At 66.2% G+C, this 14,139-nt stretch carries 12 protein-coding genes and 6 tRNA genes; 9 read left to right on the forward strand and 9 right to left on the reverse strand.

All coding sequences use genetic code 11. The features are described 5' to 3' along the window. Nucleotides 1–63: 63 nt before the first annotated feature. The 6 genes from ARC78_RS05045 to ARC78_RS05070 all read right to left on the reverse strand — a co-directional run bounded on the left by ARC78_RS05045 (nucleotide 64) and on the right by ARC78_RS05070 (nucleotide 936). Nucleotides 64–148 (reverse strand) — tRNA-Leu (locus tag ARC78_RS05045). Between the two features lie 140 nt (nucleotides 149–288). Further along, nucleotides 289–364, reverse strand: a tRNA-Lys gene (locus ARC78_RS05050). Nucleotides 365–474: 110 nt separating this feature from the next. Then, nucleotides 475–550: transfer RNA gene (locus ARC78_RS05055), tRNA-Lys, on the reverse strand. 77 nt (nucleotides 551–627) lie between these two features. Then, nucleotides 628–704, reverse strand: a tRNA-His gene (locus ARC78_RS05060). A 34-nt stretch (nucleotides 705–738) separates the two neighbouring features. After that, nucleotides 739–815, reverse strand: a tRNA-Arg gene (locus tag ARC78_RS05065). 44 nt (nucleotides 816–859) lie between these two features. Next, nucleotides 860–936 (reverse strand) — tRNA-Pro (locus tag ARC78_RS05070). Nucleotides 937–1,077: 141 nt separating this feature from the next. Between ARC78_RS05070 and ARC78_RS05075 the strand changes: the two genes are divergently transcribed. Beyond that, entirely contained in the window at nucleotides 1,078–1,839 is a 762-nt protein-coding gene (locus tag ARC78_RS05075; protein WP_054657141.1) for a Bax inhibitor-1/YccA family protein, read from the forward strand. A gap of 242 nt (nucleotides 1,840–2,081) precedes the next feature. On the opposite strand, the gene ARC78_RS05080 is transcribed toward ARC78_RS05075, so the two are convergent. From ARC78_RS05080 to grxC, 3 genes are all read right to left on the reverse strand, one after another. Further along, a complete protein-coding gene (locus tag ARC78_RS05080; protein ID WP_057505861.1) occupies nucleotides 2,082–3,086 on the reverse strand; it encodes an isocitrate dehydrogenase in 1,005 nt (334 codons plus the stop codon). A gap of 131 nt (nucleotides 3,087–3,217) precedes the next feature. Continuing rightward, the gene (locus ARC78_RS05085) at nucleotides 3,218–3,610 is read right to left on the reverse strand and encodes a carboxymuconolactone decarboxylase family protein (protein WP_054657139.1); all 393 of its coding nucleotides are present in this window, start codon (nucleotides 3,608–3,610) and stop codon (nucleotides 3,218–3,220) included. Beyond that, on the reverse strand, nucleotides 3,607–3,903 hold the full coding sequence (gene grxC / locus ARC78_RS05090) for a glutaredoxin 3 (protein WP_054657137.1): 297 nt from the start codon (nucleotides 3,901–3,903) through the stop codon (nucleotides 3,607–3,609). The genes ARC78_RS05085 and grxC overlap by 4 nt, the downstream gene beginning before the upstream one ends. Nucleotides 3,904–4,054: 151 nt before the next feature. Between grxC and ARC78_RS05095 the strand changes: the two genes are divergently transcribed. From ARC78_RS05095 to lpxH, 8 genes are all read left to right on the forward strand, one after another. Beyond that, nucleotides 4,055–5,707 (forward strand): M48 family metalloprotease, encoded by a 1,653-nt coding sequence (locus tag ARC78_RS05095; protein WP_057505862.1) that lies wholly within the window; start codon nucleotides 4,055–4,057, stop codon nucleotides 5,705–5,707. Nucleotides 5,708–5,818: 111 nt separating this feature from the next. After that, complete coding sequence (gene phoB / locus ARC78_RS05100) at nucleotides 5,819–6,508, forward strand: phosphate regulon transcriptional regulator PhoB (protein ID WP_054659077.1); 690 nt, start codon at nucleotides 5,819–5,821, stop codon at nucleotides 6,506–6,508. A 62-nt stretch (nucleotides 6,509–6,570) separates the two neighbouring features. After that, on the forward strand, nucleotides 6,571–7,911 hold the full coding sequence (gene phoR / locus ARC78_RS05105; protein WP_054659075.1) for a phosphate regulon sensor histidine kinase PhoR: 1,341 nt from the start codon (nucleotides 6,571–6,573) through the stop codon (nucleotides 7,909–7,911). After that, on the forward strand, nucleotides 7,908–9,995 hold the full coding sequence (gene ppk1 / locus ARC78_RS05110; RefSeq protein WP_057505863.1) for a polyphosphate kinase 1: 2,088 nt from the start codon (nucleotides 7,908–7,910) through the stop codon (nucleotides 9,993–9,995). Before phoR ends, ppk1 begins: the two co-directional genes overlap by 4 nt. A 74-nt stretch (nucleotides 9,996–10,069) precedes the next feature. Further along, a complete protein-coding gene (ppx, locus tag ARC78_RS05115; protein WP_172675078.1) occupies nucleotides 10,070–11,590 on the forward strand; it encodes an exopolyphosphatase in 1,521 nt (506 codons plus the stop codon). A 90-nt stretch (nucleotides 11,591–11,680) separates the two neighbouring features. Then, nucleotides 11,681–12,811 (forward strand): glycosyltransferase family 4 protein, encoded by a 1,131-nt coding sequence (locus tag ARC78_RS05120; RefSeq protein ID WP_057505864.1) that lies wholly within the window; start codon nucleotides 11,681–11,683, stop codon nucleotides 12,809–12,811. Continuing rightward, a complete protein-coding gene (locus ARC78_RS05125) occupies nucleotides 12,798–13,334 on the forward strand; it encodes a phosphatase PAP2 family protein (protein WP_057505865.1) in 537 nt (178 codons plus the stop codon). The genes ARC78_RS05120 and ARC78_RS05125 overlap by 14 nt, the downstream gene beginning before the upstream one ends. A 21-nt stretch (nucleotides 13,335–13,355) precedes the next feature. After that, nucleotides 13,356–14,096, forward strand: a complete 741-nt coding sequence (lpxH, locus tag ARC78_RS05130) for a UDP-2,3-diacylglucosamine diphosphatase (RefSeq protein ID WP_054659401.1) — start codon at nucleotides 13,356–13,358, stop codon at nucleotides 14,094–14,096. The last annotated feature ends 43 nt before the right edge of the window (nucleotides 14,097–14,139 follow it).

The following is a 14,139-nucleotide window of genomic DNA, read 5'->3' on the forward strand; positions in this document are numbered from 1 at the left end:
CCCGCTGCAAGACCGCAGCACCGAAACCGGCGCCGGGAAGATGGGACCGGCAATATCCAAAGATGGTGCGAAAGGGGGGACTCGAACCCCCACGCCTTGCGGCACTGGAACCTAAATCCAGGGCGTCTACCAATTCCGCCACTTTCGCGATGCCGATTCAGGCCGCCATTGTTGCAGGAGCGCCAGAAAAGCGGAAGACAAGCACCCGCCCCCCATCCAACGCCCCAGACCGCCCCCCCCTGTCTGGCAAGAAAAAAGCCGCCAGATCACTCTGACGGCTTTTCAATCTGGTGGGCTGTCAAGGATTCGAACCTTGGACCTATTGATTAAGAGTCAACTGCTCTACCAACTGAGCTAACAGCCCTGAAACTTCGGCGCCAAGTCTACACCAGAGGGTGTTTTCCACGCCACCCCAAAGTGCGGGGCTTACATAAAAAGCAAAAGCCGCCAGATTGCTCTGACGGCTTTTCAATCTGGTGGGCTGTCAAGGATTCGAACCTTGGACCTATTGATTAAGAGTCAACTGCTCTACCAACTGAGCTAACAGCCCTGAAAATCAGGAGGCGAATAATGCCGCAACCTGGCTTTTATTGCAAGCCCGGATTTCACTCCGAAGCTTTGAAACAGTGGGGTGGCTGAGGGGATTCGAACCCCCGACCACCGGAATCACAATCCGGTACTCTAACCAACTGAGCTACAGCCACCACTGAAAACTTGCTACCTACCGCTTGCACCTGATGGTGCGCCCGACAGGAATCGAACCTGTAACCGCCGGCTTAGAAGGCCGGTGCTCTATCCAGTTGAGCTACGGGCGCTCTGACCGGATTGTCGCACTCCAACACGCGCTTGGTGCATTGGATGGTCGGGGTAGAGGGATTCGAACCCCCGACATCCTGCTCCCAAAGCAGGCGCGCTACCAGACTGCGCTATACCCCGGCGGTGAATCTCTCCGATGCCCCGGAAAGGTCGGCTATTGTCGTAATAGTGGCGCAGTCTGTCAACGGTAAATTTCACTTCGATTGATACGGGTATGCTTGATGCAGCACCCGCCCCTCATTCCTCGCAACGGAGACTTGCATGCGCAGCGGCAACCCCGCCCTTTCCGAATCCACCTTCCTCGATCTTGGCAGTGGCAGCGTGGTCTCACGCGGCGCGCAGGTGATGACGATCAACGGCACCGTCAACAAGACCGGTCTGCTGTTGCTGCTGGCCGTGCTCACCGCCGCGTTTGCATGGAGCGGCACGATCAGCGACAGCGGCGAGCTGCTGCCGGCCGCCAAACTCTACCTGTGGGGCGGCATGATCACCGGCCTCATCCTGTCGGTGGTGACCATCTTCAAGAAGAGCTGGGCACCGGTCAGCGCACCGCTGTACGCATTGGCCGAAGGCTTCTTCCTGGGCTCGATCTCGGCCATCTACGAAGCCCGCTTCAACGGCATTGTCTTCCAGGCGGTGATCCTGACCTTCGGCACGCTGTTCGCGCTGCTGTTCGCCTATCGCAGCGGACTGATCAAGGCCACCGAGAACTTCAAGCTGGGCGTGGTCGCCGCCACCGGCGGCATCGCACTGGTGTACCTGGCCACGATCGTATTGGGCTTTTTCAATATCAACATCCCCTTCATCCATGAGTCCGGCCTGATCGGCATCGGTTTCAGCCTGTTCGTGGTAGTGATCGCGGCGCTGAACCTGGTGCTGGATTTCGACTTCATCGAAAGCGGCGTGGAAGCCGGAGCACCCAAGTACATGGAGTGGTACGGCGCGTTCGGGCTGATGGTCACCCTGGTGTGGCTGTATATCGAATTCCTGCGCCTGCTGTCCAAGCTGCAATCCCGCAACTGAGGGCCTGCAGCAGACGGTGATGCAAAGGGCGCCCTCAGGCGCCCTTTGTTTTTTTTGGGACGTTGCGCCGCTGACCTGCAACGCGGAGAGTGCACAGGGCCCGGCCCCCGCCCTTTCACATAGCGAAGGCGCGGCGATGACGTTGCGACCGTCCGCAGCACACCGCCCACGCGATCAATCCAAACAGAAACGGAGCGCTTGCGCGCTCCGTTTCGTCAACCACCAGCGTGCCGCCGCCGCAATCAGATGCGGCTGGCGATCGCCTTGGCGAAGCCCATGGTAGTGCCGGTGCCGCCCAGATCGCCGGTCAGCGAGTCCTTGGCTTCCATCGTGGCGACGATGGCCTTGCGCAGGCGCTCGGCGTTTTCCGGCTGGCCCACGTGGTCCAGCATCTGCGCCGCACCCAGCATCAGCGCCACCGGGTTGGCCTTGCCCTGACCGGCGATGTCCGGCGCGGTGCCATGCACGGCTTCGAAGATCGCCACGTCAGCACCGATGTTGGCACCCGGAGCCAGACCCAGGCCGCCGACCAGGCCGGCACACAGGTCGGAGATGATGTCGCCGAACAGGTTGGTGGTGACGATGATGTCGAACTGCTCCGGACGCATCACCAGCTGCATGCAGGCGTTGTCGACGATCATTTCCTGGAATTCGATTTCCGGATACTTGGCGGCCACTTCACGCGCCACGTCCAGGAACAGGCCCGAGGTCGACTTGATGATGTTGGCCTTGTGCACGGCGGTTACCTTCTTGCGGCCGGTGCTCTTGGCCAGCTCGAAGGCGTAACGCACGATGCGCTCGGAACCCTTGCGGGTGATGCGGGTGCCGGAGAAAGCGGTCTCGCCGTCGGCCGACACTTCCTGGCCTTCGGCCAGGTAGGCGCCTTCGGTGTTCTCGCGCACCGTGATCATGTCGATGTTCTCGTAGCGCGACTTGGTGTTCGGGAACGAGATGGCCGGACGCACGTTGGCGTACAGGTCGAACTGGCGACGCAGGGCGACGTTGATCGAGCTGAAACCACCACCCACCGGCGTGGTCAGCGGGCTCTTCAGCGCCACCTTGTTCTTCGTGATCGATTCCAGCGTGGACGCCGGGATCAGCTCACCGTGCTTTTCCAGCGCGGCCAGGCCGGCGTCGGCGTATTCATAGGTCAGGCCGGTGTTCAGCGCGTCGAGCACGAACAGGGTGGCGTCCATGATTTCCGGGCCGATGCCATCGCCGCGGATGACGGTGATTGTCTGCGTCATTTTGGGTATTCCAAACAGGGAGGAGGGGAAAGCGCCATCCGGCTGCCCGGAACCCGGCGCGATTGAAAAGGTTTCAACTGTCAATTATGCCCGATCCGCCCCTCCGCCCCCAACTGGACCAAGGTCTGGGTTCAGCCGTGGTCGTGCCCGGCCGGCGCCTGGGCCGCCCCGTTCTCGAGCTGGTCGAGGAAATCCACCGCCCGCCGCAGGTGCGGAATAACGATCGAGCCGCCCACCACCAGACCGACCGAGAAGGTCTCGAAGAACTCCTCGCGACTGACCCCGGCCTCCTTGCACTGGGCCACGTGGTAACTGATGCAGTCGTCGCAGCGCAGTACCAGCGAGGCGACCAGACCCAGCAGTTCCTTGGTCTTCACATCCAGCGCACCGGCCTGGTAGGTCTGGGTGTCCAGCGCGAAGAAGCGCCGCACCACCTGGTTGGGCTCGGCCAAGATGCGCTGGTTCATGCGCTGGCGGAATTCGGTGAATTCGGCCAGACGGTCCTTCTCGGTCCCGGCGCTCATGCGCCCTGCCCCGCCAGCAGCGGCTCGAGCTTGCCGGCACGATGCAGCGCCATCATGTCGTCGTAGCCACCGACATGGACGTCGCCGACGAAGATCTGCGGCACGCTGGTGCGCCGGGTCAGCGCCATCATCTTCTCGCGCTCGGCCGGATCCAGGTCGATACGGACTTCGGTCCACGACTGGTTCCTGCTCTTCAGGAAGTTCTTGGCGGCCACGCAGTAAGGACACACGGCGGTGGAGTAGATGGTCACTGCAGGTGCGCCGGACACGGCGCCGGTGACGGGATTGCTCACAAGGAAACTCCTCGCTGGAAATGTTGTCCTTATATGGTAGCGGGCGCATGGATTTTCGATGCCACCGGCAGAACACTCTGGATTAACCTGCGCTTCACACCCCGCCGCCGCTTCCCCGTCATCCTCCGCCCAGCCCTACCGGAGTCACCGTTTGCGCCCGTTGCTGCTTGCCACCGCTTTGACCTTGGCCCTGGCCACCCCGCCCGGCGCGGCCCAGGACACGAAACTGCCGGACATCGGCTCATCGGCCGGCGAGCTGCTCACGCCCGCCCGTCAAGCTGAATACGGCGGCATGATGCTGCGCGAGCTGCGCAACTACGGCTACCTGCTGGACGACCCCCTGATCGACGACTGGCTGCAGGGGATGGGCACCGGGCTGGGTGCCAACAGCGCGCAGCCGCGCCAGCCGTTCACGTTTTTCATGCTCAAGGACCGGCAGATCAACGCCTTCGCCACCCTGGGCGGCTACATCGGCGTGAACGCCGGGCTGGTGCTGACCGCCCAGCGCGAAGACGAGGTGGCCGCGGTGCTGTCCCATGAAATCGCCCACGTCACCCAGCAGCACGTGCTGCGCGGCGTGGAGCGCGCCCAGCGCGACCAGATCCCGATCCTGCTGGGCATGCTGGCGGCGGTGGTCGCCGCGCAACAGGCCGGGGGCAACTCCTCCGGCGACGCCACCATGGCCGCGATCACCTCGGGCATGGGCCTGATGCAGCAGCGCCAGATCAATTTCACCCGCTCCAATGAATCGGAGGCCGATCGCCTCGGCATCCGCACCCTGGCCCACAGCGGCTATGACGTGGACGCGATGGCCGGCTTCTTCGAGCGCATGTCCGCGGCCATGCGCGGCAACGAGGGCGGCTACAGCACCCCGGATTTCCTGCGCACCCATCCAGTCAACATCACCCGCATCAGCGAGGCCAAATCCCGCGCCGAGCAGATGAAAAAAGACACCGTGCTGCTCACCACGCAGACGCCCACCGGCGTGCGCCAGGAACGGGTGAATCCCACCCTGCCGGATATCCGCGACCCGCTCGGTGCCGGCGGCAATCCGCTGCTGCCGAGCTCCCTGCAGCTGTCGCTGCCGGCCAGCAGCGTGGCCCGCGGCGCGAGCGGCCAGTTCGACTGGGCCCGCGAACGGCTGCGGGTGCTCAGCGCGCCGACGCCGTCGGAGCTGGTCCGCGAATACGAGGATCTGCGCCGCAGCCAGAAGGACGGCCTGGATGATCCCCAGCGCTACGGTGTGGCCATCGCGCAACTGCGGGACGGCGGCAGCAACACCCGGCAGGCGCTGGAGGATCTGCAGCAGCTGCACGCCACCTACCCGGACAACCTGTGGGTCAGCCTGGCCCTGGGCGAAGCCGAGTCGCGCAGCGGGAAGCGCACCGAGGCCAACCAGCGCTTCGATACGCTGCTGCAACGCCTGCCGCGCAACCGTGCGGTGGCGCTGACCTACGCCCAGGTACTCAACGAGCAAGGCGGCGCCGAGGCAGGCAAGCGCGCCCAGAGCATGCTGCGCCCGCTGCTGGCCCGCTCGGGCGATGACCCAGTGTTCCAGCGGCTGTTCGCCCGTGCCTGCGAACTGGCCGGAGACCCGGTGCGTGCCAGTGAGGCCTACGCCGAGGCCGCCTATCTGAATGGTCGCCCGGAACAGGCGCTGCTCCAGTTCGAGGCCCTGCTCAAACAGCCCGGACTGGATTACATCAGCCGCGCCCGCGTGAATGCGCGTATCGAGTCGATCATGCCCACGGTGCTGGAAATGCGCCGCCTGGGTGTGCGTGACCCGGACATGTCACGGAACTGAATCACGCCGCCGCGTACCGCCGCCGGAAGTCTCATCCGATGTCACAAACCGGTCATCAAACCGTAGTCTACTGGGCGCACTCCAGATTGATGGGCTCTACGGTAGGCAGACGTGCAGAAACGCATCCTGATAGTCGACGACGAACCCGCGATCCGTGACATGGTCGCTTTCGCCCTGCGCAAGGGCGAGTACGACCCGGTCCACGCCGGCGATGCGCTGGAAGCGCAGACCGCCATCGCCGACCGGGTCCCGGACATGATCCTGCTGGACTGGATGCTGCCCGGCACCAGCGGCCTGGAACTGGCCCGGCGCTGGCGCAAGGAGGCCCTCACCCGCGACGTGCCGATCATCATGCTCACCGCCCGCGGCGAGGAGAACGACCGCGTCGGTGGGCTGGAAGCCGGCGTGGACGACTATGTGGTCAAACCGTTCTCCGCACGCGAGCTGCTGGCCCGCATCCGGGCGGTGATGCGCCGCACCCGCGATGACGATGAGGACGGCAGCGTGGCCATTGGCCCGATCCGCATCGACGGCGCTGCCCACCGGGTGTTCGCCGGCGAGGCGCCGGTGCCGATCGGCCCGACCGAATACCGCCTGCTGCATTTCTTCATGACCCATCCCGAACGCGTCTACACCCGTTCGCAGCTGCTGGACCACGTCTGGGGCGGCAGTGTGTATGTGGAAGAACGCACCATCGATGTGCACATCCGCCGCCTGCGCAAGACGCTGGAGCCGTTCGGTGCGGAGAACATGGTGCAGACCGTGCGCGGTGCCGGCTATCGCTTCTCGGCCTCCATCTGAGCGGCTTGATGCTATAACCAGCAGTCATTTCGACGGATCCATCCGCACCACCCGAGAACGCAATGCCCCGCCAATTCCGATCCGCCTGGTTGAAGACGCTGGCCGCCGTGGCCGCGCTGTTGTTGCTGGCCGGATTGCTGGGCGCACTGGTCGGCCACGTCGGGCTGACCGTCGCGGCCGCCGCGCTGGGAATCCTGGCGTGGCACTACTGGCGCCTGCGGCAGGTGCTGCTGCGCCTGACCGCGCGCCAGCGCTGGGAAACCATCAACGGCAATGGCGTCTGGAACGAACTGGACCGCCTGCTGTACCGCAACCAGCAGGAGATGCGCGCGCGCAAGCGGCGCCTGCTGCAGATGCTGCGCAGCTACCGCGCCGCCGCTGCCGCGCTGCCCGATGCGGTGGTGGTGGTGGACCGCAACACCCAGCGTGTGCAGTGGTTCAACGAGGCGGCGACCACCCTGCTCGGCCTGCAGCATCCGCACGACATGGGCGCGGCGCTGGTCGAACGCCTGCAGCCGCTGCCGCTGGCGCACTGGCTGGCCGGTGGCCGCAACGCCGAGCCGATCCTGGATGCCAACTCGCCGGTGGATTCGGGCATCCGCCTGCACTTGCGGCTGATTCCCTATTCGGACCACCACTGGCTGCTGGTCGCCCGCGACGTCACCAAGCTGCTGCATCTGGAGCAGGTACGCCGCGATTTCGTCGCCAATGTCTCGCACGAGCTGCGCACGCCCTTGACCGTGGTACATGGCTATCTGGACATGATGGAGCCGGAGGATTTCCCCGGTACCGGCCCGATGCTGATGGAGATGCGCAAGCAGTCCCAGCGCATGGCGCAACTGGTGGAAGACCTGTTGACGCTGTCGCGGCTGGAATCGCAGCAGCACACCGAACTGGAAACCGTGGCGATGACGCCGATGCTGGTGTCGCTGCGGCGCGAAGCCGAGGCGCACAGCCAGGGACGCCATACCATCAGGATCGAAGACAACGCCGGGGTGGACCTGGCCGGCTCCAACAAGGAACTGCACAGCGCCTTCTCCAACCTGGTCACCAACGCGGTGCGCTACACCCCGGCTGGCGGTCGCATCACCCTGACCTTTGCCCGCGAGAACGGCGGTGCGGTGCTCGCCGTCACCGATACCGGCTATGGCATTCCGGCCAGCCACCTGCCCCGCCTGACCGAGCGCTTCTACCGCGTGTCGAGCAGCCGTTCGCGCGAAAGCGGCGGCACCGGACTGGGCCTGTCCATCGTCAAACACATCCTCGGCCTGCACCAGGCACGCCTGGAAATCCGCAGTGAAGTCGGCCAGGGCAGCACCTTTGCCTGCCACTTCGATGCTGAACACGTCCGCCCGCGACCGGCTCCGCTGTCGCCAGCTCTCACGGAAGATCCCCCGGCATGACTCCTCCCGTTTCGCCTCCGTCGCCCACGTTTGTCAGCACCGATCCGCTGCGCGATCCGGCGCTGTATATCAACCGGGAACTGTCGCAGCTGGATTTCAATTTCCGCGTGCTGGCCCAGGCCATGGACGCGCAGGTGCCGCTGCTGGAACGGCTGCGCTTTCTGTGCATCTCCTGCACCAACCTGGATGAATTCTTCGAGATCCGCGCCGCCGCGGTACGCCACGCGCAGGAGTTCGGTTTGCCCCCGGCACCGGACGGCCTGGGCCCGCAGGCCATCCTCGGCGCGATCCACGACCGCGCCGCCGAACTGGTCGAGCAGCAGTACCACTGCTGGAACGAGGTGCTGCGCCCGGCACTGGCCGAGGCCGGCGTGGGCATCCTGCACAACCGGACCTGGACGCCACGCCAGCGCCGCTGGCTGCGCGCCTATTTCCGCAACGAGATCATGCCGGTGCTCTCGCCGCTGGGACTGGACCCCTCGCACCCGTTTCCGAAGATCCTCAACAAGTCGCTGAACATCGTCGTGGTGCTCAAGGGCACCGATGCGTTCGGCCGCGCCGGCCACTTGGCGCTGGTACGTGCGCCGCGCTCGCTGCCACGCATCATCCAGCTGCCCGAATCGCTCGGCGGCCCGCAGAACTTCGTGCTGCTGTCGGCGGTGCTGTCGGCCTTCGTCGACGAGCTGTTCCCCGGCATGGATGTGCAGGGCGCCTACCAGTTCCGGGTCACCCGCAACTCCGAGCTGGTGGTGGACGAGGAGGAAGTGGAGAACCTGGCGCTGGCGCTGCGCGATGAACTGGCCGACCGTGGCTACCGGCCGGCGGTGCGGCTGGAGATCGCGCACGACTGCCCCAAGCCGATCATGCAGACCCTGCTGCAGAACTTCGGCCTGCCCGAAAACGCGGCCTACCGCATCGACGGCCCGGTCAACCTCAACCGGGTGATCCAGGTGTATGACCTGCTCACCCGGCCGGACCTGAAATACCCGCCGATGTCACCGCGCGTGCTCAAGACCGCCGAGGGCATCTTCGAGAGCGTGGCCGGCAACGACATCCTGCTGCACCATCCGTTCGATTCGTTCAGCACCGTGCTGGACCTGATCCGCGAGGCTTCGGTGGATCCGAACGTGCTGGCGATCAAGCAGACGCTGTACCGCACCGGCAAGGATTCGGGGATTGTCGAGGCGCTGATCCAGGCCGCGCGCAACGGCAAGGACGTCACCGTGGTGGTCGAGCTGCGCGCGCGTTTCGATGAGGAGGCCAACCTCGGCCTAGCCGACCGCCTGCAGGACGCCGGCGTGCAGGTCGTCTACGGCGTGGTCGGTTACAAGACCCACGCCAAGATGCTGCTGATCGTGCGCCGCGAGGGCCGCAAACTGCGTCGCTACGTGCACCTGGGCACCGGCAATTACCACAGCGGCACGGCCCGCGCGTACACGGACCTGAGCCTGATCACCGCCAATGCCGACATCGGCAACGACGTGCACCTGCTGTTCCAGCAGCTGTCCGGGCTGGCGCCGAAGATGAAGCTCAAGTGCCTGCTGCAATCGCCCTTCACCCTGCATGCCGGGCTGATCAAGCGCATCGAACGCGAGACCCGGCTGGCGCAGGAGGGCAAGCCGGCGCGCATCATCGCCAAGATGAACGCCCTCAACGAGGCCCAGGTGATCCGCGCGCTGTATGCCGCCTCGCAGGCCGGCGTGCAGATCGACCTGATCGTGCGCGGCGCCTGCACCCTGCGCCCCGGCGTCCCGGGTATTTCGGACAACATCCGCGTGCGCTCCATCGTCGGGCGTTTCCTGGAGCACAGCCGCGTGTACTGGTTCGGCAACAACGGCGCCCCGGAGCTGTTCTGCGCCAGCGCCGACTGGCTGGAACGCAACCTGCTGCGCCGCGTGGAAACCTGCTTCCCGATTCTCGATGCGGAGGTCGCCCGCCGCGTGTATCGTGAAACCCTGCAGAACTATCTGGATGACAACCTCAACGCCTGGGAACTGCAGGCCGACGGCCGTTACCGCAAGTGCGCGCCAGGCAACGGCGAACCGCCGCATTCGGCGCAGATGACGCTGCTGGCCGGCGTCTGAGGCGCCGGCCAGCAACGGCTGTCATCAGCAGGTGACGGCCGCGCACGGCCATCGGCTACCATTCCGCCATGCCACTGTCCTCCACGACTCCCCCGCCCCTGCAGGAAGGCGACCTGCTGGCCGCCATCGACCTGGGCTCCAACAGCTTCCACATGGTCATTGCCCGCTATCTGCTGGGGCAGCTGCGCGTGGTCGACCGCCTGCGCGAAACCGTGCGCATGGCCGATGGCCTGGACGGCAAAGGCGGGCTGTCACCGGAGGCACGGCAGCGCGCGCTGGAATGCCTGGCCCGCTTCGGCCAGCGTATCCGCGACATCCCGCCGTTGCGGGTGCGCGCGCTGGCCACCAACACCGTGCGCAAGCTGCGCTCGCCGCTGGCGTTCCTGATGCCGGCTGAAACCGCGCTGGGCCACCCGATCGAAGTGGTCAGCGGCCGCGAGGAAGCACGCCTGATCTACCTGGGCGTGGCCCACGCGCAGCCACCGCACCCGGGCCAGCAGCGGCTGGTGATCGACATCGGCGGCGGCTCCACCGAATTCATCATCGGCCGCGGCTTCGAGACGATCGAACGTGAAAGCCTGCAGGCCGGCTGCATCGCCAGCACCCGCCGTTTCTTTCCCGGCGGCAAGCTGAGCAAGAAGCGCTGGAAGGACGCGCTGACCGAGATCGGCGCCGAGTTCCAGCCGTTTGCCGCCAAGTACAAGGTGCAGGGCTGGAACGAGGCGCTGGGTTCGTCCGGCACGCACAAGGCGATCAGCGACATGTGCGCGGCGATGAAGCTGAGCAAAGGGGCGATCACCGCCGAGGCGCTGCCGCTGCTGCGCGAGGAACTGCTGCGCGCCAAGCACATCGACGAGATCGACCTGCCCACGCTGTCCAACGAGCGCAGGCCGATCATCGCCGGTGGCATCCTCGTGCTGGAGGCGGCGTTCCAGGCGCTGGAACTGCAGAAACTGCAGGTCAGCAAGGCCGCGATGCGTGAGGGCATCCTCTACGACATTGTCGGCCGTGCCAGCGAGAACGACCTGCGCGATGAATCCGTCGCCGCGCTGATGCACCGCTACGGCATCGACAGCACGCAGGCGCAGCGCGTGGAGGCTACTGCGCAGCGTCTGTTCGAACAGGTCGCCGCCCTGTGGAATCTGGAAACCGATGATGCGCTGATGCTGGGCTGGGCCGCACGCCTGCACGAGATCGGCCTGGCCATTGCCCACAGCGGTTATCACACCCATGGCAGCTACATCCTGGAGAACTCGGATATCGCCGGTTTCTCACGGCAGGAACAGCAGCTGCTGGCGGCCCTGGTACGCACCCACCGCCGCAACGTGCCCAAATCCGCCTTCGAGGCCCTGCCCGACCGCCTGCTGATGCCGGCCCGGCGCCTGGCCGCGTTGCTGCGCCTGGCCGTGCTGCTGCACCGTGCCCACGAAGCCGATCCGATTCCGACCCTGGAACTGTCGGCAGACGGTGACAACCTGTCGCTGGTACTGGCCCAGGCCTATATCGATGCTCGCCCGTTGCTGCGCGCGGACCTGATCGGCGAGGTCGACGGCATGACCGGCCTAGGTATCAGCTTCAAGCCATTCATCGCCTGAGCACGGGCCGGCTGTCACAGCGCCGGCATCTGCGCGACATCCTGCCGCCACACCCGCCCGGCATCCTCGGCTCAAACGCCGGAGGCCGCCATGCGCTTTGCCATCGTCACCGAGACCTATCCGCCGGAGGTCAACGGCGTCGCCCTGACGGTACAGGGGCTGGAACAGGGCCTGCGCGCACGGGGCCATGCGGTGGAGGTGATCCGCCCGCGCCAGGGTGCGCATCCGGCCGCCACGCATGAACTTCTGGTGCATGGTGCGCCGCTGCCCCGCTATCCCGGCCTGCGCCTTGGCCTGCCCGCGCCGCGGCTGCTGGCCCGGCAGTGGCAGTGCCACCGCCCCGATGCGGTCTACATCGCTACCGAAGGCCCGCTGGGCTGGTCGGCGCTGCGCACCGCGCGGCGGCTCGGCATTCCGGTGGCCTCCGGGCTGCACACCCGCTTCGATGAATATCTGGCCGATTACGGCGCACCCTGGCTGCGGAGCACCGCACTGGCATGGATGCGGCGCTTCCACAACCAGTGCCAGGCCACCCTGGTCCCCACCCGCGAACTGCAGCAGTTCCTGCAGCACAAGGGCTTCGTCCGCGCCCGCCTGCTGGCCCGGGCGGTGGATGGCCGCCAGTTCGATCCGTGCCAACGCGATCCCGCGCTGCGCGCCGACTGGGGCATCGAAGGCGAGGGGTTCGTGGCGATCCACGTCGGCCGGATCGCCGCCGAAAAGAACCTCGGGCTGGCGGTCAAGGCGTTCCGCCGGATCCAGCAGGTCCAGCCGCGGGCGCGGTTCGTCTGGGTGGGCGATGGCCCGCTGCGCGAGCGGCTGGCGTATGAAAACCCGGACTTCATCTTCTGTGGCATCCAGCGCGGCCAGGCGCTGGCCCGGCACTTTGCCAGCGGTGACCTGTTCCTGTTCCCCAGCCGCAGCGAAACCTTCGGCAATGTGACCCTGGAGGCCATGGCCAGCGGCGTGGCGACGGTGGCTTTCAACTACGGCGCCGCAGGCGAGCATCTGCAAAACGGTCACAGCGGGGTGGCGGTGGACAACGAGCAGACCTTCATCGCCGCCGCCGTGCAGCTGGCCGGCGATGACGAGATGCGTGCCACGCTCGGCGCCAACGCCCGCCGCGCGATGCAGCGGCTGCATCCGGAACAGGTCGTGGCCCAGTTCGAGGCGCTGCTGCAGGAGCTGGCCGCGCAAAGGCACACCGATGCGGCCGCCTGAGGGCATCCTCGCCCGCGAGGCCCGCTGGTGCCGGCGGGCGAACCGCTACGGCCGCCGCCGCGGTATCCGCACGCTGTTTTCGGTGCTGAGCCGGCTCGGTGACGGGGTGTTCTGGTATGTGCTGATGGTCGCGCTGGTGCTGGCCGACGGACTAGACGGGCTGCGCGCCGCCCTCCATATGGCGCTCACCGGTGCAGCAGCGCTGGCGCTGTACAAAGGGCTCAAGCGCTGGACCCGGCGCCCGCGTCCGTTCGCCGCCGACCTGCGCATCCGCGCCTGGATAGCGCCCCTGGACGAATACAGCTTTCCGTCCGGACACACACTGCATGCCGTGGCATTCACTTGGGTGGCGCTGGCCTACTACCCGCAGCTGGCGCCGCTGCTGCTGCCGTTCTGCGCCGGCGTGGCGCTCTCGCGCGTGGTGCTGGGGCTGCATTATCCCAGCGACGTGCTGGCCGCCACCGGCATCGGTCTGGGGCTCGGCGGCCTCTCCGTGCACCTCGCCCCCCTGTCCGCCGGGTGAACAGCCCCTACAATGCGGAGCATGACGACACTGTTCATCTCCGACCTGCACCTGGACCCGAGCCGTCCGGCCATCACCGAGCTGTTCCTTGATTTCCTGCGTGACCAGGCGCGCCAGGCCCAGGCGCTGTACATCCTCGGCGACCTGTTCGAAGCCTGGATCGGCGATGACACGCCCTCCAGCGCGGCCGATGCGGTGGCTACCGCCCTGCGCGCACTCCACGACGCCGGTGTCCCGGTGTACTTCATCCGCGGCAACCGCGATTTCCTGCTCGGCAACGACTATGCCGCCCGTGCCGGCATGCGCATCCTGCCCGACCCGGCGGTGATCGAGCTGTACGGCAAACCGGTGCTGCTGCAGCACGGCGACCTGCTGTGTACCGATGACACCGCCTACCAGGCCTTCCGCACGCAGACCCGCGACCCGGCCTTCCAGGCCCAGTTCCTGTCGCAGCCATTGCAGGCCCGCATTGCCTTCGCCCAGCAGGCGCGGGCGGCCAGCCAGGCCCACCAGTCGGAAATGAAGGAAGGCGACCGCGCCCAGTTCGAAACCGTGACCGACGTGGCCCCGGCCGAAGTCGCTGCGACGTTCCAGCGCTACGGGGTGGACACCATGATCCACGGCCACACCCACCGCCCGGCGATCCATGCGCTGAAGGTGGGCGGACGCGATTGCACCCGCATCGTGCTGGGCGACTGGTACGAACAGGGCTCGGTACTGCGCGTGGATGCCGATGGCTTCACGCTGGATGCGCTGGGCTAGACCTAAGCGCCACCTGGCCCAACAACGGAACGGCAGCCTCGCG

The sequence above is a fragment of the Stenotrophomonas pictorum JCM 9942 genome (assembly GCF_001431585.1).
In the GTDB taxonomy this organism is placed as follows: Bacteria; Pseudomonadota; Gammaproteobacteria; order Xanthomonadales; family Xanthomonadaceae; genus Stenotrophomonas; species Stenotrophomonas pictorum.

Bases quoted from the DNA above. Each gene is read 5' to 3' on its own strand.
- ARC78_RS05075 (WP_054657141.1), top strand. From the start codon at position 1,078: ATGCGCAGCGGCAACCCCGCCCTTTCCGAATCCACCTTCCTCGATCTT.
- ARC78_RS05080 (WP_057505861.1), bottom strand. From the start codon at position 3,086: ATGACGCAGACAATCACCGTCATCCGCGGCGATGGCATCGGCCCGGAA.
- ARC78_RS05085 (WP_054657139.1), bottom strand. From the start codon at position 3,610: ATGAGCGCCGGGACCGAGAAGGACCGTCTGGCCGAATTCACCGAATTC.
- phoR (WP_054659075.1), top strand. From the start codon at position 6,571: ATGCCCCGCCAATTCCGATCCGCCTGGTTGAAGACGCTGGCCGCCGTG.
- ppk1 (WP_057505863.1), top strand. From the start codon at position 7,908: ATGACTCCTCCCGTTTCGCCTCCGTCGCCCACGTTTGTCAGCACCGAT.
- ARC78_RS05120 (WP_057505864.1), top strand. From the start codon at position 11,681: ATGCGCTTTGCCATCGTCACCGAGACCTATCCGCCGGAGGTCAACGGC.
- ARC78_RS05125 (WP_057505865.1), top strand. From the start codon at position 12,798: ATGCGGCCGCCTGAGGGCATCCTCGCCCGCGAGGCCCGCTGGTGCCGG.
- lpxH (WP_054659401.1), top strand. From the start codon at position 13,356: ATGACGACACTGTTCATCTCCGACCTGCACCTGGACCCGAGCCGTCCG.